General features: G+C 68.5%; 16 protein-coding genes, 1 pseudogene and 1 other annotated feature. Of the genes and pseudogenes, 9 read left to right on the forward strand and 8 right to left on the reverse strand.

All coding sequences use genetic code 11. The annotated features are described in order from the left end of the window. Positions 1-226 precede the first annotated feature (226 nt). The 3 genes from ACFPZN_RS49930 to ACFPZN_RS49940 all read right to left on the reverse strand — a co-directional run bounded on the left by ACFPZN_RS49930 (position 227) and on the right by ACFPZN_RS49940 (position 2,092). On the reverse strand, positions 227-775 hold the full coding sequence (locus ACFPZN_RS49930; RefSeq protein WP_378291183.1) for a YciI family protein: 549 nt from the start codon (positions 773-775) through the stop codon (positions 227-229). A gap of 155 nt (positions 776-930) precedes the next feature. Then, complete coding sequence (locus ACFPZN_RS49935) at positions 931-1,440, reverse strand: SMI1/KNR4 family protein (protein WP_378291185.1); 510 nt, start codon at positions 1,438-1,440, stop codon at positions 931-933. Positions 1,441-1,606: 166 nt separating this feature from the next. Continuing rightward, a complete protein-coding gene (locus ACFPZN_RS49940) occupies positions 1,607-2,092 on the reverse strand; it encodes a hypothetical protein (RefSeq protein ID WP_378291187.1) in 486 nt (161 codons plus the stop codon). A gap of 436 nt (positions 2,093-2,528) precedes the next feature. Between ACFPZN_RS49940 and ACFPZN_RS49945 the strand changes: the two genes are divergently transcribed. From ACFPZN_RS49945 to ACFPZN_RS49955, 3 genes are all read left to right on the forward strand, one after another. Further along, positions 2,529-2,753: a hypothetical protein gene (locus tag ACFPZN_RS49945; protein WP_378291189.1), complete on the forward strand. Its 225-nt coding sequence runs from the start codon at positions 2,529-2,531 to the stop codon at positions 2,751-2,753. Next, positions 2,750-2,914 carry a hypothetical protein gene (locus ACFPZN_RS49950; RefSeq protein WP_378291191.1) on the forward strand — a complete coding sequence of 55 codons (165 nt, stop codon included), beginning with the start codon at positions 2,750-2,752 and terminating at the stop codon, positions 2,912-2,914. Before ACFPZN_RS49945 ends, ACFPZN_RS49950 begins: the two co-directional genes overlap by 4 nt. A gap of 1,224 nt (positions 2,915-4,138) precedes the next feature. Continuing rightward, positions 4,139-5,569, forward strand: coding sequence for a serine/threonine-protein kinase (locus ACFPZN_RS49955; RefSeq protein ID WP_378291193.1), 1,431 nt, complete (start codon positions 4,139-4,141; stop codon positions 5,567-5,569). Positions 5,570-5,727: 158 nt separating this feature from the next. Here ACFPZN_RS49955 and ACFPZN_RS49960 read toward each other — a convergent pair whose 3' ends face one another. The 3 genes from ACFPZN_RS49960 to ACFPZN_RS49970 form a co-directional block, all read right to left on the reverse strand. Beyond that, positions 5,728-8,118 (reverse strand): ATP-binding cassette domain-containing protein, encoded by a 2,391-nt coding sequence (locus ACFPZN_RS49960; RefSeq protein ID WP_378291195.1) that lies wholly within the window; start codon positions 8,116-8,118, stop codon positions 5,728-5,730. A gap of 410 nt (positions 8,119-8,528) precedes the next feature. Beyond that, positions 8,529-8,981, reverse strand: a complete 453-nt coding sequence (locus ACFPZN_RS49965; protein WP_378291198.1) for a pyridoxamine 5'-phosphate oxidase family protein — start codon at positions 8,979-8,981, stop codon at positions 8,529-8,531. Positions 8,982-9,087: 106 nt separating this feature from the next. Further along, the gene (locus ACFPZN_RS49970) at positions 9,088-9,498 is read right to left on the reverse strand and encodes a VOC family protein (protein ID WP_378291200.1); all 411 of its coding nucleotides are present in this window, start codon (positions 9,496-9,498) and stop codon (positions 9,088-9,090) included. A gap of 1,387 nt (positions 9,499-10,885) precedes the next feature. On the opposite strand from ACFPZN_RS49970, the gene ACFPZN_RS49975 reads away from it, so the two are divergent. The 5 genes and pseudogenes from ACFPZN_RS49975 to ACFPZN_RS49995 form a co-directional block, all read left to right on the forward strand. Continuing rightward, on the forward strand, positions 10,886-11,446 hold the full coding sequence (locus tag ACFPZN_RS49975; protein ID WP_378291203.1) for a dihydrofolate reductase family protein: 561 nt from the start codon (positions 10,886-10,888) through the stop codon (positions 11,444-11,446). 863 nt (positions 11,447-12,309) lie between these two features. Beyond that, a protein-coding gene (locus tag ACFPZN_RS49980) for an IS3 family transposase (protein WP_378291205.1) occupies positions 12,310-13,550 on the forward strand; the annotation gives its coding sequence in 2 pieces (ribosomal slippage) (positions 12,310-12,592 and positions 12,592-13,550; 1,242 coding nt in all). Then, positions 12,588-12,719, forward strand: a sequence feature (AL1L pseudoknot). Its footprint overlaps the gene before it by 132 nt. A gap of 663 nt (positions 13,551-14,213) precedes the next feature. After that, positions 14,214-14,552, forward strand: a complete 339-nt coding sequence (locus ACFPZN_RS49985; RefSeq protein ID WP_378291207.1) for an immunity 51 family protein — start codon at positions 14,214-14,216, stop codon at positions 14,550-14,552. 434 nt (positions 14,553-14,986) lie between these two features. Then, a complete protein-coding gene (locus tag ACFPZN_RS49990; RefSeq protein ID WP_378291209.1) occupies positions 14,987-15,634 on the forward strand; it encodes an AAA family ATPase in 648 nt (215 codons plus the stop codon). Between the two features lie 48 nt (positions 15,635-15,682). Next, a pseudogene (locus ACFPZN_RS49995) lies at positions 15,683-16,076 on the forward strand (transposase); the annotation flags it as partial. Positions 16,077-16,296: 220 nt separating this feature from the next. Here the strand turns inward: ACFPZN_RS49995 and ACFPZN_RS50000 are convergent. Both ACFPZN_RS50000 and ACFPZN_RS50005 read right to left on the reverse strand, forming a co-directional pair. Then, positions 16,297-16,827, reverse strand: a complete 531-nt coding sequence (locus ACFPZN_RS50000) for a hypothetical protein (RefSeq protein ID WP_378291211.1) — start codon at positions 16,825-16,827, stop codon at positions 16,297-16,299. An 85-nt stretch (positions 16,828-16,912) separates the two neighbouring features. Then, a complete protein-coding gene (locus ACFPZN_RS50005) occupies positions 16,913-17,158 on the reverse strand; it encodes a hypothetical protein (protein WP_378291213.1) in 246 nt (81 codons plus the stop codon). 145 nt (positions 17,159-17,303) lie between these two features. Between ACFPZN_RS50005 and ACFPZN_RS50010 the strand changes: the two genes are divergently transcribed. Next, a complete protein-coding gene (locus ACFPZN_RS50010) occupies positions 17,304-19,340 on the forward strand; it encodes a hypothetical protein (protein WP_378291215.1) in 2,037 nt (678 codons plus the stop codon). The last annotated feature ends 130 nt before the right edge of the window (positions 19,341-19,470 follow it).

Raw genomic sequence — 19,470 nt, forward strand, 5'->3', positions numbered from 1 at the left:
CCGCGCACTGCCTGCACTGGTCGCACTGGCGGCGACGCCACCAAGCCCGCGCCCGCACCTGCCACTACCAGCGACAATCCACCCGGAAACGATAAAGATCACCTTCTACGGCTGGAGTACTAGACGGCCGTCCACGCCGGGAAATCAATGGGCGGCGAGGTGCGGTCGGACGAGGGCACACCGCCCTCCCTATAACCAGGTGAACGGAAAATGCCGGTTTCGGCCCTTACCGGCGTCCACCGAATTCCCAGTCGTGCACCTCTATGCAGGCGTACCGGTCCATGGTCAGGACGGCGCGTGCGGTGTCCGGGTCCGGCGCCTGGACCAGCGCCGCCGTCCCCAGCCAGGTGATCCCGTCGTCGGACAGCAGCGGCCCGTACGCGATCAGCTCGTCCTCCTCGGGCGGGAGGGCGAGGTCGGCGGCCCGCCCCGAGCCGAGGCCGAGCACCAGGTACCGGTTGCCGCCGGTCCGGCCACCGGGGAAATCCCACATGGTGCGCCCGAGCGTGTTGCGCCACCGCCGGAGCAGCACGTCCCGGTACACACCGGCCTGGTAGTTGGGCTCGTCGAAGGCGAACGAGCGGGCGTCGGCCGGACCGGGCAAGTCGACGATGTGCAGGCTGCCGGAGGGCGTGTCCCCGTCACCGGCGAAGGTCGGACCGCGAGCGATCATCTCCGTCGCGTACCGGTCCATGTAGGACCAGTGCTCCTCAAGCAGTTCGGCGCGCAACGCCATGGAGCCGGTCCGGTCGCGGTGATAGCAGAAGAACTCCATGCCACAACTCTCTACAGGACAGCCACGGTGGGCCTCGTCAGGACGTGATCGCAGCCGACCGCCGAGGTCAGAAGTACGCTCCACTCCGTCCTCGAACACGCACGCCTTCGGCGGGCGTGTTCGGGGCGTCCGGACGGTTCATGACCGCGCTCCGGCTACTCGAAGTCGTCGTCGAACATGCCGCTGGGGACGAGTCCCTCGACGAACGATCGGAAGTCCGGCGCCAGGGCGAGTTCCGTTCCTCGATCGGCGTCGAGCCAGGTGACCGACGGCTCGCGGTCCACCCCGGAGGCGCGGTAGTCAAGCGCGATCCAGTAGTGCCCATCACCGGACAGCAGGACGACCGGGGAGGGCAGACCCCACTCCTGGGTCAGGTACGGGGTATCGAGCAGAGACAGGGTTCCCTCTCGTCGGCCGATCCCGAGGAGATCGGGGAAGGGGACATGGTCAGGACTCCACGAGTTCGGCTCATCGGTGGGGAAGGCGTCCCATGCCTCAGCGACCTCGCCACCGTTCTGGACGCTCAGAAGATCGAGCAACAACGCGGGCAACCGGAGCGCGAGCTCCCGCTCGGCCTCCCCGACCGCCTCTTCCGTCAAGGGTGATTGGACGCCGTAGCCGTCCTCTGCCCAGAAGGTGAGCTTGACGTCCTCGAAGTCGGCCATGAGAACGGAGTCTAGGTTCACCGGGATCGCGCGGTCCTCGTTGACCAAAGCTCAGCCGGCCATGAGGACGGGCGACGCGCCTCACCAATGCGGTGACGGGCATCGGGACCGACTGCCTCCGCAACGCCGCGACACCTCGCCTGGTGACCACCGAGGCAAGGCGTGGTCACCAGCCGAATTCAGGTGGCCCGATCACCTCCGCGCCGACTTGGGCCGCCAGCCACTCCGCCCGCCGGTCCTCGTCAGGGCCGGCATGCACGAAGACGGTGTGATCGGGAGCCGGCTCTTCACAGAAGATGTCGCGGCTGTAGCAAGCGATCTCCAACTCGGCGTACTTGTGCTGCTCTCGGAGACCCAACTCGGGTACGGCGGGCCAGAAGATCCAGTGCCACAACACGTAGCAGGGCGTGATGCCCATTCCCGTACGGAGCGCGGCCGCCGCCTCCTCGAACGACCCCACCTTGAAGGTCACTTCCACCGGGAACAGCGATCCCTCTCGCCCGTACGACCTGGTCGCAGCATCGGGAAAGGCGGTCGTCAACCGCTCAAGAACAGATTCGGTACGGGCCCAAGCGTTCAGATAGCACGACGTGGGGCTGTAATCGTCGGCAACGGACAGTAGCCGCCGCGCCAGATCCAATGCCTGAGACACCTCTGCCGTCCTCAGTACCGGCCAAGCGCGAGTGTTGCCCATGAGAATGCATCATGGCACCGACGCGTCAACGACGCCGTTCTGCTGCTCCCCTTTCACAGGAAGCGCCCCCAAACGCCCCGCCACTCTAAGGCCGAGAGGTGCCCTTGAAGCTGCCTGAGAACGAGCACACGGACGTGATGCAAACGAATCGCTTCACTTGGACATGATCTCGGTAACAAACCACGGACGGGTGCTCGACCAGCAAGAAGACCCTCCGGCCGTAGCGGAGGTACACGCTTCCACCGGAAGTCTTGACGGGTCGCGCCAACGCCCGGCTGACGCTTCCCGGCGGATGCCCGCTGGTTCGCCGTGTCGTGCTGGAGGGGAACACCGGTGGGTGGGCCGCTTCCACCGCCAGCGGCTGGAGCGGCCTGGCCGACCGGTGCAGAGGGCCGTGCTCCTACCTGTCGCGGACACCCACTCGCGGGTCGAGGAGCGGGCGCTGCAGCCGCGTCGCGCGTTCCGTGCCGGGCCCGACCACATCTCCCGCGAGACCGGGATCTCGGCCCGCACCGTCACCCGGATCCTGCGCCGCCAGGGCGCCCTCGTCCTGGCCGCCTGCGACCCGGTCACCGGGCAGCGGATCCGCGCCTCCCGCATCAGCCCGGCGGCGCTATGAGCACTCCGCCGCCGGGCGAGAGGATCCATCTGGACGTCAAGAAGCTCGGCCACATCCCCGAGCGCGGCGACCAGCGCGTCCGCGTCACGTCGCGAGACGGTCCGCGGGCGCAGTTCGGCAGCGCGGCCGTGTGCTGGGCGCCCGACATCTCGGCGCGGTGAGGTAGGCACCGGTTCACGGTCGAGCCGCTGAGGCTCGGGGCGATCGGCGCTCATCACCGCACAGGCGGCGCCCACACGCCGCGGAGCCGCCTCTGCCGGGCTCGGCTGGCGGTCTTGAGGACGCTGCCGCAGCACGCCCCCGCCCCCCTTCGCTTTGTGACCGCGCGGGATCGGCTACAACCACGACCACACGTGCCTGGCCTACGCCGTTTTCGTGCCTGATGAGAGGGGCACCACCTCCGCCACGTTCCTTGCGTGGGCAGCGGAGTCGTTTCGCCGCCCACGGCCATCCACTAGGCCATGACCGACATCGCCAAGAATCACCAGTCCAGCCGCGCCTCCCAGCAGGTTTGCGCCGCCTGAAGGGGCGCGGCGCGGCGGAGACGGGCGCAGCGCCCTGCGGCCCGCGGCGGGGATGGCGCAACCGGCGCCCTGGGCACCCGCCAACGCGCCCCATCGCGGACGCTCGACGAGTCGCCCATGTCCCGAACAAATTGGGGTCTCCAGGCAATGCGCGTGCCAGCGGGGCCGAGGGTTGGAGCGGTCTGGCCGATCGGTGCTGCGGGCTTGTTCGCGCGGCCGTGGTGCCCACTGTCAGGCGGATCCCGTGGAGGGCCGCGGGTGACTTGCGCGGCAGCCCCTTACCGCTGCGAACAGCCGCGCCGGACGAGATGATCCGCTTGAACGTCAAGCTGATGGCTTGCGCGGGGGACGACAACGAGAGCGCTGCGTTGCGCTACAAGTTCGTGCTGAACGAGCAGCAGCGGAGCTAGAGCGGGACGGCGGGGAAGCCGATCGCCGCCGCGTTGTCGCATGGCGAGCGCGAGACACACCGGACCAGAAACGGTCAAGACCAAGTGCCCGGAATCAGTCTGGCCTGGACCTCTTGGTGGAGCAGGTGACGGGGAATCGAAGCGGATCCACGCGCTCCGAAGGGGCAGTTTGGCTCTGCAGTTGCTTCGGGCCGCCGCAGGTGGGCCGAGCTGGTCATCCACCAGCGTGCTCTTCGTCCGGACGTTCTCAAGGTGGGTCGGCAGGGCGGGCCCGGAGGGAAGCCGTGCACCGCTCGTTGGGCCTGTGGGGCAGCGCGGTTTGGGTAATGGCGTCCAATTTCCGGGGAGGGAGCTCTGATCGTTCCCGTTACCGTTGCGAACTTTGCTGTCGCCTTCGTCGGGCCCCGCTGAGAAGATCGGCACACCCCGGACAGTTGGTGAGGTGGCGTCATTGGAAGCGCTGGCAGACGGCGACCCGCGGACGATCGGCCGTTATCGGCTTGAGGCACGGCTCGGGCACGGCGGCATGGGTGTGGTGTTCCTGGGACGTTCCCCCAGTGGCAGGGCGGTGGCCGTCAAGATCGTGCGTCCGGAGCTGTCGACGGACCAGCAGTTCCGGCAGCGTTTCGCGGCCGAGGTCGAGGCGGCGCGCCGGGTCGGCGGATTCCACACGACGCCGGTGGTGGACGCCGACCCCGAGGGCGATCCGCCATGGCTCGTCACGGCGTACATCCCGGGGCCGTCCCTGGCGCAGGCGATCGCCGCTCACGGTCCGCTGCCGGAGCACTCGCTGAAGGTGCTCGCGGCGGGGCTGGCCGAGGCGCTGGAGGCCATCCATGCAGAGGGCCTGGTGCACCGGGATCTGAAGCCTTCCAACATCCTGCTCGCCGACGACGGCCCGAGGGTCATCGACTTCGGCATCGCGCGGGCTCTGGACGGGACCGCGATCACCCGGTCCGGGGGAGTCGTGGGAACGCCCGGTTTCATGGCGCCCGAACAGATCACCGGGGCGGGCTCGGGGCCGGCGGCCGATGTCTTCGCCTTCGGCTCGGTCCTGTGCCAGGCCGCCGGGGTCCAGCCGTTCGGTGAGGGTCCCACCACGGCGATGCTGTACCGGGTGGTCCATCAGGAGCCCGACCTGGGCGGGCTTCCCGGTGGCCTCCTTGACCTGGTCGCCAGCTGCCTGGCCAAGGACCCGGCCCAGCGTCCCACTCCCGCCCAGCTGCTTGAGCGCCTCTCGGTCGCGGGGCCGACGCGGGCCTGGCTGCCACACGAAGTGCAATCCATGCTCCCGGACGTCCCGGACACTCCGGCGCGCCCGGCCCCTCCTCGGACCGCGCCGCGCGGAGTCAGGTTTCCGGGAGTGAAGGCGTGGCCGGCGATCGGCCTTGCCTCCTACCTCGTCGGCCTTGTCATCAGCGGCTTCATGCTGTTCCTAGGGGTGGCCGGATTCCTGGGCGACAGCGGCGGCGACGGCCCCGTGCCCCTCATGGTGGCTTTGCTGGGAATCTTGGGCGTCACCTCCTGCCTGCGCGGCATGTGGGCGAGGATCAACACCCTGAGCCGACCGTACGACCTGAGCGTCGGCCCAGGCGGGCTGGACCTGCGGCACAGCGGCCGCCACACCATCTATCACTGGGCCGACATCAATCGTGTCGCGGTACGCCGGGGCGCCGAGAAGCGAGCCTGGTCGGTGTGCGTCTCTCTGGTCCCCGGCTCCCCGCCGCCTCCGGCCAAGGACTTCCGCGCGCCCTTCCCTCACCTGGAGAAGAAGACGGGCTGGATCGTCCTCGCCCTGACCCGTGAGCTCAGCGCCCCGCGAGCCGACATCGAGGCGGCTCTCGCGCGCTTCGCGGGCCCGCGCTGGGGAGGCAACGGGTGACCCGGCGCTCCGAGAGCCGCCTTCGACGTCGTCGCGAACGATCGTGATCCGCACGCCGGACGGCCGGGGCCCTCCCGTCCTGGAGCATCTGCCGCTCGTCCCACGTCGACGCCGACGATTCGAGCGGATGAGGTGCCCGTGCGAGGGCCCCGGTCAGGTCAGGCGCCCACGTAGGCCGCGAGGTGCTCGCCGGTGAGGGTGGAGCGCGCGGCGACGAGGTCGGCCGGCGTGCCCTCGAAGACGATCTTGCCGCCGTCGTGCCCGGCGCCCGGGCCGAGGTCGATGATCCAGTCGGCGTGCGCCATGACCGCCTGGTGGTGCTCGATGACGATGACCGACTTGCCGGAGTCGACGAGCCGGTCGAGCAGGCCGAGCAGCTGCTCGACGTCGGCGAGGTGGAGACCGGTGGTGGGCTCGTCGAGGACGTAGACGCCGCCCTTCTCGGCCATGTGGGTGGCCAGCTTGAGCCGCTGCCGCTCGCCGCCGGACAGCGTGGTGAGCGGCTGGCCGAGTTTGAGGTAGCCGAGCCCGACGTCCGCGAGCCGGCCGAGGATGCGGTGCGCGGCCGGCGTGCGCGCCTCACCGTCCCCGAAGAACTCCTCGGCCTCGGACACCGACATCGCGAGCACCTCACTGATGTCGCGGCCGCCGAAGTGGTGGTCCAGCACCGACGCCTCGAACCGCTTCCCCTCGCACTCCTCACACGTGGTGGCGACACCGGCCATCATCGCCAGGTCGGTGTAGATGACGCCGGCGCCGTTGCAGTTGGGGCAGGCGCCCTCGGAGTTGGCGCTGAACAGCCCCGGCTTCACGCCGTTGGCCTTCGCGAACGCCTTGCGGATCGGGTCGAGCAGCCCGGTGTACGTCGCCGGGTTGCTCCGCCGCGAGCCGCGGATCGCGCTCTGGTCGACCGACACCACGCCCTCGCCGGCCGGGATCGACCCGTGCACCAGCGAACTCTTGCCCGAGCCGGCCACCCCGGTGATCACGACGAGCACCCCGAGCGGGATGTCGACGTCCACGTCCCGCAGGTTGTTGGCCGTCGCACCGCGGATCTTCAACACGTCGCCGGACTTCCGCACCGCCTCCTTGAGGGTGGTCCGGTCGTCGAGATGGCGGCCGGTGACGGTGCCGCCGGCCCGCAGCCCCTCCACGGTGCCCTCGAAGCAGACGCTGCCGCCCTCCGTGCCGGCGCCGGGACCGAGGTCGACGACATGGTCGGCGATCGCGATCATCTCCGGCTTGTGCTCCACGACCAGCACCGTGTTGCCCTTGTCCCGCAGCCGCAGCAGCAGGTCGTTCATCCGCTGGATGTCATGGGGGTGCAGGCCCGCGGTGGGCTCGTCGAACACGTAGGTGGTGTCGGTGAGCGAGGACCCGAGGTGCCGGATCATCTTGACGCGCTGCGCCTCACCGCCCGACAGCGTGCCCGACGGCCGGTCGAGCGAGAGATAGCCCAGCCCGATCTCCACGAACGAGTCGAGCGTCCGCCGCAGCGTGCCGAGCAGCGGAGCCACCGACGGCTCGTCGAGGTCGCGGACCCATACGGCCAGGTCGCTGATCTGCATCGCGCACGCGTCGCCGATGTGGATGCCCTTGATCTTCGACGACCGCGCCGCCTCACTGAGCCGGGTGCCGCCGCACTCGGGGCACGTGGTGAAGGTGACCGCGCGGTCCACGAACGCCCGGATGTGCGGCTGCATCGCCTCCTTGTCCTTGGACAGGAACGACTTCTGGACCTTGGGGATCAGCCCTTCGTAGGTGAGGTTCACGCCCTCGACCTTCACCTTGGTCGGCTCCCCGTAGAGGAAGTCCTTCATCTCCTTCTCGGTGAACTCGCGGATCGGCTTGTTCGGGTCGAGGAAGCCCGACTCGGCGTAGGTCCGCACCGTCCACCAGCTGTCCGACTTCCAGCCGGGGATGGTGAACGCTCCCTCGGCGATCGACTTGGAGTCGTCGTAGAGCTGGGTGAGGTCGATGTCGGAAACGGTGCCCCGGCCTTCACAGTTCGTGCACATGCCGCCGGTGCGGGAGAACGTCGCCTTCACCGTCTTCTTGTCACCGCGCTCGACGGTGATCGCGCCGCTCGCCTTGACCGACGGAACGTTGAACGAGTACGCGTTGGGCGAGCCGATGTGCGGCTGCCCGAGCCGGCTGAACAGGATGCGCAGCATCGCGTTGGCGTCGGTGGCCGTGCCGACCGTGGAACGCGGGTCGGCCCCCATCCGCTGCTGGTCGACGATGATCGCCGTCGTCAGCCCGTCGAGGACGTCGACCTCGGGCCGCGCCAGCGTCGGCATGAAGCCCTGCACGAAGGCGCTGTAGGTCTCGTTGATCAGCCGCTGCGACTCCGCGGCGATCGTGTTGAACACCAGCGAGCTCTTGCCCGAGCCGGAGACCCCCGTGAACACCGTCAGGCGGCGCTTGGGGATCTCGACGCTGACGTCCTTGAGGTTGTTCTCCCGCGCGCCGTGCACGCGGATCAGATCGTGGCTGTCGGCAAGGTGCGGCGCAGGCGACTGCGGGTCGGTCCTCGGGGCCATGCTCATCGTTTCTCCATCTGTTACTCGGGACCGCCGTTGCGGTCACCGCCGGCGCCGCCTGGCTCGCTCGAACCAGCTTCGACCAGCACGTCTGGCTCTCCTGCGTCAGCGCGATCGCGGCAACAGCCCCCTGTTTACCTGATCGCCGAAGCCACCCGGGCGCCCGACCAGCAACGCCCCCGCCCGCCTGACATCGTCCAGTGACGCCCCGCCAGGCTGACGTTGGCGGCAACAACCCACCCGCGTGACTCCCACCGTCAGCACCCGCCCGGCTGACACCGGCGACACCCCGCCAGGCCGACGGTCACGGCGACGGCCCGTACACCTGATGCCAGCGGGGGTCGCGCCCATCGTTAGAACCAAGGCGCCCACGCCACTGCGCCGCGCCCTCGCCATCAATCCCGGGTGCCTGCGCGTCAGACCAGCCAGCGGCCGTCGCGCATCAACTCGCGATCAGTCAATTCGTTCTCCTCGCGCCAAGCCTGGACGCGGCGCGGAGAGACCCGGAACCAGCGGTACGACGTGTCCGACGCCCGCGGGTCGAAACCGGCGTGCGCGACGAACCGGTCGCCCCGCTCCTGTGGCAGCACGTCGATCTCGAGCACCTCGACGTCACCCTCGATCATGGTGACGTCCCGGGTGTGCCCCAACCCCAGCCGGACGACCCGGGTGGCGGCCAGGTTCCGGCCGGTCGGGCTGTCCGCCGGCGTGGCCAGCAGCAGCGCCTCACCGTCCCAGTCGAAGGAGAGCGGCACCATGTACGGCGCACCGTCCGCCGAGGCACTCGCCACCCACACGTCCGAGTCATGGGTGAGCCGATGCTCGGTGTCGCGACGACGCTGGACGCGGGAGCGTGGGCCGGCGCTCATAGGCCGGAAAGCGGTTCGGGGACGGAGACGGCAGCCTCCAAGCGGCCGCCACCAGCGTCACGCGCGGAGGCGGTTGCGCGTGCCATGACCACGATCATCGGACGGCTCAGCGTGCTTCCTGAATGCGGATCATATTGCCGGCAGGATCACGGACGGCGCAGTCGCGAACCCCGTAGGGCTGGTCGGTCGGCTCCTGGACGATCTCGACATCACCCGCCTGCAGCCGTTCGAAGGTGCCGTCGAGGTCGGCGGTCGCCAGCAGGATTCCGGCGTAGGTGCCCTTGGCCATCATCTCGACAATGGTGCGGCGCTCGTCGTCGGTGATACCGGGATCGGCGGCCGGAGGCTGCAGGACGATCGACGTATCGGGCTGGTCCGCGGGGCCGACCGTGATCCACCGCATCCCGTCGTACCCCACATCGTTGCGGACCTCGAACCCGAGAGCGTCGCGATAAAAGGCCAGGGACGCGTCCGGATCGTCATGCGGGAGAAAGCTCGCCTGAATGCTGATGTCCATGCCGGTCACGCTAGCCGCGGCTCCGTAATCCGCGCTTCTCGATTCCTGATCGGTCCGGTCACCCGCCCCACCGGACCACACGAAGGGACCCCTCACCCAACGCCGATGGACACCCACTCAAGTGGCAACTCTCCGCATCGGGCACGAGCAGGAGGCGCACACCATCCAACGCGACCACGCAAGCGCTCGGCAGACCTACAAGATCGCTCCGCCCCCAGAACCTGGGGCGTCCCGCCACAACGACGCCCCCACCGCTGTCGGCCGCGCGGTCGGGTTGCCGAACCGCATGTTCGTCGCCGGGGCTCTCCCAGGTGCAGCCGCGTGTATTCCAGATCGGCCAGGACAAGGACGATGCCCCCGCACACGAGCCCAGACATCGCGCAATTGCCGGGCTGGGGTACCAAGTGAGCCTGCCCAGGGCCTATCCCGCCGGGCCAGGTCCCCCGCCCCTTGCCGACCGTCCCAAAACAGCCGAACCACGCTGAGCAAGCCGTCGTCCTCCGACGCCCGCGCCCCTGCAACACCGCCCTCGGCACCCCGACAACGTGAGCGAGGCACACCTCCAGCCGCCCGGTCGGCTTGCGGTGGCCCCAGGCCGCAAGTGTCACCGGCCAGCTAACGAAGCGACCCAGGCCCCGTTAGGCGAAGGGCCCTCACCTAGACAGGGCCGACGAAACGGAACTTAGGACCTGTCTCAGAGTGGCCCCCGGACCCGGCCGAACGCCATACCCGGACGGAAAGGCCGCTGCGCCGCGGTCAGGGCCCCGGCACCGCCCCCGCGTGCCCGACGCTGCGGCACCACGGCGGCCCGCCTTCCGGCGCTCGACGACGCCGAGGCCGCTGCCTGGCGGCGGACCGGCGCCCTAGTGCGCGATGCCGGAGGCGAGCGTAACCGGCCAGGGTGCGTAGCGATGCCGCGCCCGCCAAGGCCGGATGGTGCTCGAGCCGCCAGGCGAACGCCGTCTCCGGGACGTCGAAACACAACACAACCGCAGCCCGGCGGCCGTACCGCCGACCGTTCCTCACTCCGGAGCGCTCGTCGTCGCGAACGACACTCGTCCGCAGCAAGATCGCCCTCAGAAACCCCGCATCCGGTCTCCTGCTCTCGCACCACGCACCGAGCCGGTCCGGGCCACAGGAGACACCTGCTCCGGCAGCACCAAGCACTCGACGGCCCCGCCCTGCCATGCGAATGGCGTCACCGCCGGCTGCCGTACCCGACGTCCCGTCCGGGTATGACCGTACGATCGCAGGACACGGAGACGCGGGCCACCGCACCGGACGGCTGAACTTCTGCGCCGACCATGTCGAGACGGTGCCGTCGGCCGCGACCTTCCTGTGAGCGGCCTCCCCGCCGGAGGCCCGGACAACGATCACAGGAGTAATGATGAGAAAGATCTTCGCGTTCTTCGTGGTGACCGCCGACGGATACTACGAGGGACCCAACGGGGAGTTCGACTGGCCCAACGTCGACCAGGAGTTCATGGACTTCTCCGTGGAGCAGCTCGACGAGATCGGCACGCTGGTGTTCGGGCGGATCACCTACGACATGGTGGCCGCACACTGGCCGACGCCCCAGGCGCGCGAGGACGCCCCGGCCGTCGCCGACAGGATGAACGCCACACCCAAGATCGTGGTGTCCCGTACCCTCCAGCGAGCGGACTGGGCCGACACGCGGCTGCTCGCCGACGATGTCGCCGGGGAGCTCACCAAGCTCAAGCAGCAGCCCGGCAAGGACATCGCGATCTTCGGGAGCTCGAACCTGACGGTGAGCCTGCTGGACCTGGGACTGGTCGATGAGCTGCGGATCATGGTGCATCCGATCGTCCTGAGCGAAGGCAAGTCGCTGTTCCACACAGCAGAGCACAGAATCCCCCTCGAACTGACCGGCACCAGGGCCTTCAAGTCGGGCAACGTGATGCTCTACTACCGGCCACTCACTAACTGAGGACTCTCGTCCCAGAGGCCCTTCGCAAGACGGCCTGGCCAGCACAATCGCGCGAACGAGTCCACCATGGGGCCTGGAAGTCGCAGGATCCCAGCAACACACCACGGCAATCGGCCCGTCAGCCAAAACGGCAACCCTCGGACTATTCCGAGAATCCGGCTGTGTGACGATGGCCGCATGATGCTGATGACTCGAAAGGGCCATGCCGCGTAGGCAGCCATCCCGCCTGCGTGCTGAGATGCTGCTCGATCGGCATCGCTGCAGCTGTTCCAAGAAGGTCTCGTGGTTCCCGCACATGTCCGGACGAGGCCGCCTCGTCCTGGCCAGCTTGGAACACACGCGGCTGCAACCGGGAGAGGCCAGGGAGGCATGGGAAATCTGGGCCCATGCGGTTCGGCAACCCGAGCACCGTCTGTACGCGCGGCCGAGTCCCTCCTATCTTTCCGGCTCACACGCCTATGACCCGGGCCATGACCTGCCGCTGCCCGGGTACGTCGACGGCCCCTGGGACTGCAACAACCCCTACCGCGCGCGGGAGGTACTGGAGGTCGTAGCCTGCGCGCTTCCTGGTAGAGACGCGCGGGAGTTTCGACGACGACTGAGCGCCCTCGACGAGCTGTGGTGATAGGACGGCGCCGAGCACCCGGCGACAAAGTCAACCAGCGGCCGTACGGCCATCAGGGCCCTGCCAGCGCGGCCAGTCGCACCAGGGCAACGCTCCAAAAGCCAAGCCAGGTCGGCGTTCAAGACGGCAAACCAACACAGCCACCCCGGACGCCCGCTCACCAAGACGATGAGCCGGTTAGGGCACTCTGAAGCGCCCCGGGTCGGATGGAGGCTCGATTTCCTGAGAGGATCGAGTCATGGCACGTCCGTCCCGTTATCCCCCTGAGCTGCGCAATCGTGCGGTCCGCATGGTTGCCGAGGTTCGTCCGGACTATCTGACCGAGTGGTCGGCGATGAAGGCCGTCGCGGCCAAACTGGGTGTCAAGCACGCCGAGACGGTGCGCAGCTGGGTGCGTAAGGCCGAGGTCGATGCCGGCGGGCGGCCGGGGACCACAACCGAGGAATCGGCCGAGCTCAAGCGGCTCAAGCGCGAGAACGCCGAGTTGAAGCGGGCGAATGAGATCCTCAAGGCCGCGGCGGGTTTCTTCGCGGCCGAGCTCGACCGGCCACACAGGTACTGATCGCGTTCATCGACGCGTTCCGCAAGGTGTTCGGGGTCGAGCCGATCTGCCGTGTCCTGTCCGAGCACGGCACCAAGATCGCCCCGTCCACCTACTACGCCGCCAAGTCGCGTCCCGTCTCGCCCCGAGCGGTGCGGGACGAGCGCCTCAAGTCCGAGATCACCCGGATCTACCGGGCCAACTACCAGGTCTATGGCGCTCGCAAGATCTGGCGGCAGCTGCACCGCGAAGGCCACGTCGTGGCGCGTTGCACGGTGGAGCGGCTGATGCGCGAGCTCGGCCTGCAAGGTGCCCGCCGCGGGAAGAGGGTCCGCACCACCGTGCGCGACGACGGGCATGAACGGGCCGGTGACCTGCTGCGGCGGGACTTCACCGCGCCCGCGCCCAACCGCCGCTGGGTGGCCGACTTCACCCACGTGGCCACCTGGGCCGGCGTGGTGTACGTCGCGTTCGTCGTGGACGTCTTCTCCCGCGCCGTCGTCGGCTGGGCCGCCGCGACCACCAAGCAGACCCGGCTGGTGCTGGACGCGCTCGACATGGCGCTATGGCGGCGCGACCGCGCCGGACGTCCGGTCGGGCCGGGCCTGGTTCACCACAGCGACGCAGGCTCGCAATACACGTCCTTCCGGTTCACCACCCACCTGATCGAGGCCGGGATCGACGCCTCCATCGGCACCGTCGGCGACGCGCTCGACAACGCCCTGATGGAATCGGCGATCGGCCTGTACAAGATCGAGCTCATCAAGCGCCATGGGCCGTGGAAGAACCTGACCGGCGTCGAACTGGCCACCGCCGAGTACGTGGACTGGTACAACACCACCCGGCTCCACGGTGAGATCGGCCACGTCCCACCCGATGAATACGAGGCCAGCTACTTCCAGAACCACACAGAACCGCAGGTCACAGCCACAACCTAGAGCCTCTATCGAACCCGGGGCGCTTCACTCCTCCACGCCTATGGCCCGTCGCGTCAACGCTGAGCAGAAAGCCCAACGGCCGAGGAGCAATCGGGCGCAACGGAGGCGAGGAAGCCTGAGGAAGCACGAAACCACGCCAGCCAACCACGCTCGCACCTGGACCTGCGACCGCGCCCAAACCCCCGGCCCGTTCGACGCAACGTCCACGGGACGGCCTCCGCCGCGATAGGAACCCAGCGGGCCTGCAGGTGGGACGAGCGCTCTACAGCAAAGCGGAGGCACCACGCGGCTAGATCATGACGACCAGGGCATCGGCGACTCCAGGCGAACGCCTGGAAGGCGCGGCCATGTTCGGCCGACTGCACGCAACAAGCAGCCGGTTGCCGCAGTCGCACCGCCGCAAAAGCAGTTCGCATCCCCCCGCCACCTGACGACGCCTAGCTGTGCCCCGCGCTCCTGGCCCAGCAGGCAATCGACCGCCCGATGTCAACGACTCGCGGGCGGCCACCCGTCATGATCGACAGCTCATCACCCGTGCATCGGCCGCCGACACACTCCCCTGACGACACGGCCAACGATCATGACGAGGAGCCTGGAACAGCCACGCGAACCGGCTCGCCGATCAAGGTTGCCGCTCCGCTTCAGAGGTGCCATGCTCCGCCGATGAGTCCGCTGAAATTGATCGAAACCTCGCCCGGGGCCTTCTCACTGTTGTTGAACGCAGGGACGACGCAAGTAGACGAACTCATCGAGCAACTCGGTCACGAACCGAACGGCTACTTCTGGGAAGGCGTCGCGCAGATCCTCGTGAGCACGGAGGCACAAACTCTCGAAGGACGCTTCTCATATGACCCGGAAGGCGGCATGTTCTGCGCGTACGGCAAAGACCGAACCGCACTCCAGGAGCTCGCCGATCTCATGAGCGCCGTCGCCACAGACAACGATCGGATGCGGAAGCTCGTCACGTCGGCCAAGGCCAACGGTTTCGAGTTCGACGACTGATCACCCACCAGCCGCTCGGCCGATCCACCACAAGACCGTCAGCCCCCAGAAGCGTCCAAAGACCATGCACCCCCCAGCGCCGTCGTACCACTCGCATCACCCACGCCGCTCGCCTCCCCAGTTCCCGCCTACTGGGCCTTGGGACGAGTGCGACGGCGCTCCGCGGTCTGGCCGGTGACGCTAGTCTCCATCCTCGCCTCACCGGCCAGACAAACCCCCTCGCGACAGGCCTTGCCCTGGAGGAGGAGCACTCACACGACCGAGACGTGCATCGCGCGAGGGCACCTCTCCCCCATAGGCGCTTGGGCCACGAGACCCACTCCACACTTGCCGCGCCGACGCCCCACGTACTGCGGTGCCTCCAAATTCGAGACCGAGGCCTGCCAGCGCGCAAGAGAATGAGGCTCCGCCCCCTAGTACTCCAGCCCTAGACCATGATCTTGCCGGTGGTCCCTGCAGCCATGGGGTCGATCGATATCGGATCGCGTGAGACGGATGCCAGCTGGCACGCTGCCTCTATGGATCGCGCAGAAGTACTGCTCATCGGAGGGCGGGCCGGAGTCGGCAAGACGACGGTGGCATGGGAGGTTTCGGCGCAGCTCCGGGCTGCGGCGGTCTCGCATGCGGTCATCGAGGGAGACTTCATGGGTCAGGTGCATCCGGCCCCGGAGGGGGATCCTCACCGTTCTGAGATCACCGAGAGCAATCTGACCGCTGTGTGGGCGAACTTCGCCCAGCGCGGCTACCGCCGACTGATCTATACGAACACTGTGAGTGTGCTGCCTGAGGCGACCGGGATGTTCGAGCGTTCCATGGGAACGGAGGTACGGATCGTACGGGTTCTGCTCACCGCCTCCGATCTCACCGCCCGCGAGCGGCTGGTGCGCCGGGAACTCGGCTCGGAGCTGGAGCAGGAGCTGGAGGGCAGTGCTCACAAGGCTCGGCTGCTGGACCAGCGGGCCCCTGCGGAGACCGTGCGGGTGGTAACGGATGGGCGGGCTGTCGTGGAGATCGCGCGCGAGGTGGTAACCACCACCGGTTGGGCCAAGCAGCACTCCCCGACTCTGAAGATCAGGCGGTGACCGCAGGGTCACAACATAGATGCCCCCTGGCAGGAGGCGTAAGAGCTCCTGAGGTCCCGGATAGCGGGTCGGTTCGCACGGGTTGAACCCCGGCGTTGGGTCAGTGACCTGGCGTTGGGCCTGCTGTCGGACCTGCCACGCAAGAACTGTTGGAGCATCGCAGAGTGGGCCGGGCAGGCCACTTCGGACGGCATGCCGCCCTTACTCGGCCAGGCCAAGTGGGAGGCCAACACCGTCCGCGAGTACGTGCTGGACCATCTCCACGACGAGGATGCGATGCTGGCGGTCGACGGACCGGGGATGCAAAAAGAGCACACCAGCGCCAATACACCGACCGCCGGGGGATCGAAAACGCGCAAGTCACGGTCGATCTCGTCTACGCAGGCGCACGGCGGTGCACCGTGAGCTGTACATCCCGCGCTCGTGGACGTGCGACCCAAACCCCACGCACCTGTCATAGGGCTCCAGCCGCATACGCTCGCCCATCTCATCCGTAGCAAGCTCGACGATGTCCAAGACCACCCAGCGCCGCTGTTAGCCCTCCCGCTCGCACGCCACCCCTCCCAGGGCGTGCGCCCGTGCAAACGGCGAGACGGCTTCGCGCAGGAGCCCCTCCGCCGCCCGCAGGGGACTGGAGCCGCAACGCCCCGCTTCTGGCACGCTCAACCGGCCTCCTCCGGGCGCGGCAGCAGACTTCGGGCCTCCTCGACCATGCTGATCTCCAACTCCCTTCGACGAGCCGGGTACTCCGCCCAGAGAGCCATCAAGTAAGGGATGTCGCCAATCTCTTGAGGTGATCCCAGCGCAACGCCGTAACGTTCGATCTGCGAAGCGCCCTCGTATGGACTGACCGTCGCTTCGACCATGCATCGGGCCCATAGCCGAACCTTCTCCCACAGCACCGAGTCCGCATCTGGCATCGGTATTTCCAGTTCGGCCATGGCGGCGAGATAGAGATCTCGGATGTCCCGGACATCGTCTGATGCGTTGCAGCCGGCCAACTCTCGGAGCGCCAGGGAGTCGACGCCTCGCGCAAGCGCCTCGGCAGCGATCGAGGGAAGCGCTTCTGGGCCCAACTCGCCAATCACATAGTCGCAGGCCAGACGATGAAGGCCGGTCACGATCCCGCCCACCGGCTCGCGGCGGCGGCGCTCGTGGGCCTGGAAGCGGTGGACGAGACCGTGATCGGGCAACTCACCGTCTCCTCCATCCAGGCGAACCTAGTCGAGACCAAGACCTTCGGTAGCACCCTCGTCGCCTCGCGCCCGCTTGAGGGGATCACACGATCCCCATCGCGCGCCGAAGCCCAATCCGGCCGCATTCGACCGGGCCTTGGAGCGGCTGCGCACTGGTCCGGCGACAGAGGCGCCGCTGATGGCCGGGGCAGCGCTGACGTTCGCCTTCGACATCCTTGATGTGGCCGACTGCTGCATCTACACGTCGGCTCCGTTCCTGACCGACATCCCTTATGACGACCACGAACGCGAGCCGGACAAAGAGATCGAGCCCTTCGACGATCGACACCGAGACGTCGTCCGGGCGCTCGCCGGCCTCCCCCGGACTCCTGGCCGATCTGACCGAGCCCCCGCTGCGGCTACTGCTACCGTTCATCCAGAATCATGGTTCGGTCGGCGGCAAGGCCGTCGCCAGTGCGAAAAGAAGTCTCTTCATGACCCTCCCCGGACTCGACCGGGTCGAATGGTCCACTCTCCAGCATGCCTACGGATCGGCCGGTGACCTGCCGGAATTGTTGCAGCGGATCGCCGATGACCAGGACGCCCCCGACGCGGTCTTCGATCTGGAGAACAAGATCTACCACCAGGGCGGATTCGTGTGCTCCGCCGCCACGGCGGCCCTGCCCTTTCTCGTCCTGCTGGCCAGGACTGCCGAGGTCACCGTGCGGCGGGGTGTCGTGGCACTGCTCGGAGGGCTGGCCGGGCAGGCCGTCCTCGCGGCGCCTCGGCATGTCGACCCTGGCTGGCGGCCGGCCTGGCGGGCGGCGCTGCCACGCCTGCTGGCACTTCTTGACGATCCCGATGTCGACTTGCGCCGTGGCCTGGCGCGGGCGCTCTCAGAGGCCGCCGCGGACGCGGATCCGGCGGTCACCGCGCTCTGCGACCGGTACTCCCGTGAGGAGGATCGGGCGGTACGGATCGGGATCATCCTGGCCGTCGGGGAACTCACGGCCAGATGTTCGGCCGAGGTCCTGCCCGAGACGGCGATCTGGCTGCGGGGGCTGCGCGCACATGCCGACCCGCAGATCCGGCTGGCCGCGGCGGTCGCGCTGGACAAGGCGATCGCCGCCCAGCGGTTGGGTACCGATCTGGACACGCTCATCGAGGCCTTGGGCGACGATGGGATCGGGGTTTGGCGGGACGTCCCATGGGTCGGCGCGATGCCGGCTTGGCTGACCGAGTACTACGGCGGGAGCGCCGCCCGGTTGGCCGGTTGGGTGGACCGGCGGCTCGGGGACGACGCGACCACACGTACCGAGGTGTGCCGGGCCTTCATCGGGAACCGGGACGCCGACCGGCGGGTGGGGGCCGTACGGGCGGCGGCCGAAGTCTTCAGCACCTGGCGGTCTCCGGGCGAGCGGCTGCTTCCTGCTCTGGCGGAGCGGACGGCCGACCCGGCTGGAGCCGTCCGCGCCTATGCGACCCACGTGCTCGCAGCCGCCGGCGAGGAGACGGACCGGTACCGTGACCTGCTCGCCGCGCGGCTTTCCGACGACCAGCGGCTGTCCCGGCACGGCGGCGGGCGAATCAGCGATATCGCTGCCTGGGGGCTGGCCTGGCGCCACGACGTGCGGTGCCTGCCGCACCTGCTGGACCGGCTCGGCGACCGCGAGCTCGGTTTCGGCACTGCCATCGTGCACGGTTACACGTCGTACGCGACGACCCTGCCGGCCGTACATGAAGTGCTCGCACCGCTTCGCGAGCATGCGGGCGTGCTGCTACCGGTGATCCGCGAGCGGCTACGTGACGGTGGCCATGAACTCCGCCGAGCCCTCGCCGGACTGCTCGAGCAGTGGGGTGAGGTCTCGGCGCCCGCCGTTCCTGAGCTGGTGGACCTTCTCGGTACCGAGACGCACGCACAGGGAGCCCTCGCACTCGGAGCCATCGGTCCCGCCGCCGGCTCTGCCGGCCCGGTCATCGAGCGGCTGCTGCGGCGGCCATCCGAACCGCCCGGGGCGTGGAACGCGCGGGTGTCCGCCGTCGTGCTGCCGTGGTCGTACTGGCGGATCACCGGCGATCCCGAGCCCGCACTCGCCGCGATCGGCGGCATGCTCGACGCGAAATCCGACGAGTGGGGCTTGCAAGAACACTGGCGCTGCCTCGCCGACCTCGGCACGCACGCCACGGCGCACATCGACCGGATCCGCGGCCACATCGACCGACAGAACAAATGGGAGCAGGTCCTCGCTGCTCACGCGTTGCACCGGATCACGGGCGATCCCGAGCCCGCCGTCCAAGTGCTCTGCCGCGAGATCTGGCCGCTCGCGTCAGGCGAGGAGCTCCCGGTGACGTGGGCGGCGTTGCGCTATCTCGCCGAGACGGGTGCCACGGCGGAGCCCTGCCACTGGGTGCTGCGCGACGTGCTCGACTCCGACCGCCGACACAGCACCGACGGCGGCTGGCGCAGGTTCACGCAGGACCGGGAGCTGCGCGAGCTGGCGGCCGGCATCCTGAGCTCCGCCGAGGTGTAGCCCCGAGCACGAAACGGAAACCCACGCACTCGAAGGGCGAGCCGACCCGGAGTGCAGGGCCGACTACGGCCCTGCGCTCCGAAGCGGCGCGGCAGCGATCGCCGACAACCACCGACAGACATTGGTTATC

The organism is Actinomadura rugatobispora, from assembly GCF_042656285.1.
Classification (GTDB): Bacteria; Actinomycetota; Actinomycetes; order Streptosporangiales; family Streptosporangiaceae; genus Spirillospora; species Spirillospora rugatobispora.

Coding starts and splice junctions, on each gene's coding strand:
- ACFPZN_RS49930 (WP_378291183.1), bottom strand. CDS start 775: ATGGAGTTCTTCTGCTATCACCGCGACCGGACCGGCTCCATGGCGTTG.
- ACFPZN_RS49935 (WP_378291185.1), bottom strand. CDS start 1,440: ATGGCCGACTTCGAGGACGTCAAGCTCACCTTCTGGGCAGAGGACGGC.
- ACFPZN_RS49950 (WP_378291191.1), top strand. CDS start 2,750: ATGAGCACTCCGCCGCCGGGCGAGAGGATCCATCTGGACGTCAAGAAG.
- ACFPZN_RS49960 (WP_378291195.1), bottom strand. CDS start 8,118: ATGAGCATGGCCCCGAGGACCGACCCGCAGTCGCCTGCGCCGCACCTT.
- ACFPZN_RS49965 (WP_378291198.1), bottom strand. CDS start 8,981: ATGAGCGCCGGCCCACGCTCCCGCGTCCAGCGTCGTCGCGACACCGAG.
- ACFPZN_RS49970 (WP_378291200.1), bottom strand. CDS start 9,498: ATGGACATCAGCATTCAGGCGAGCTTTCTCCCGCATGACGATCCGGAC.
- ACFPZN_RS49975 (WP_378291203.1), top strand. CDS start 10,886: ATGAGAAAGATCTTCGCGTTCTTCGTGGTGACCGCCGACGGATACTAC.
- ACFPZN_RS49985 (WP_378291207.1), top strand. CDS start 14,214: ATGAGTCCGCTGAAATTGATCGAAACCTCGCCCGGGGCCTTCTCACTG.
- ACFPZN_RS49990 (WP_378291209.1), top strand. CDS start 14,987: ATGATCTTGCCGGTGGTCCCTGCAGCCATGGGGTCGATCGATATCGGA.
- ACFPZN_RS50010 (WP_378291215.1), top strand. CDS start 17,304: ATGACCCTCCCCGGACTCGACCGGGTCGAATGGTCCACTCTCCAGCAT.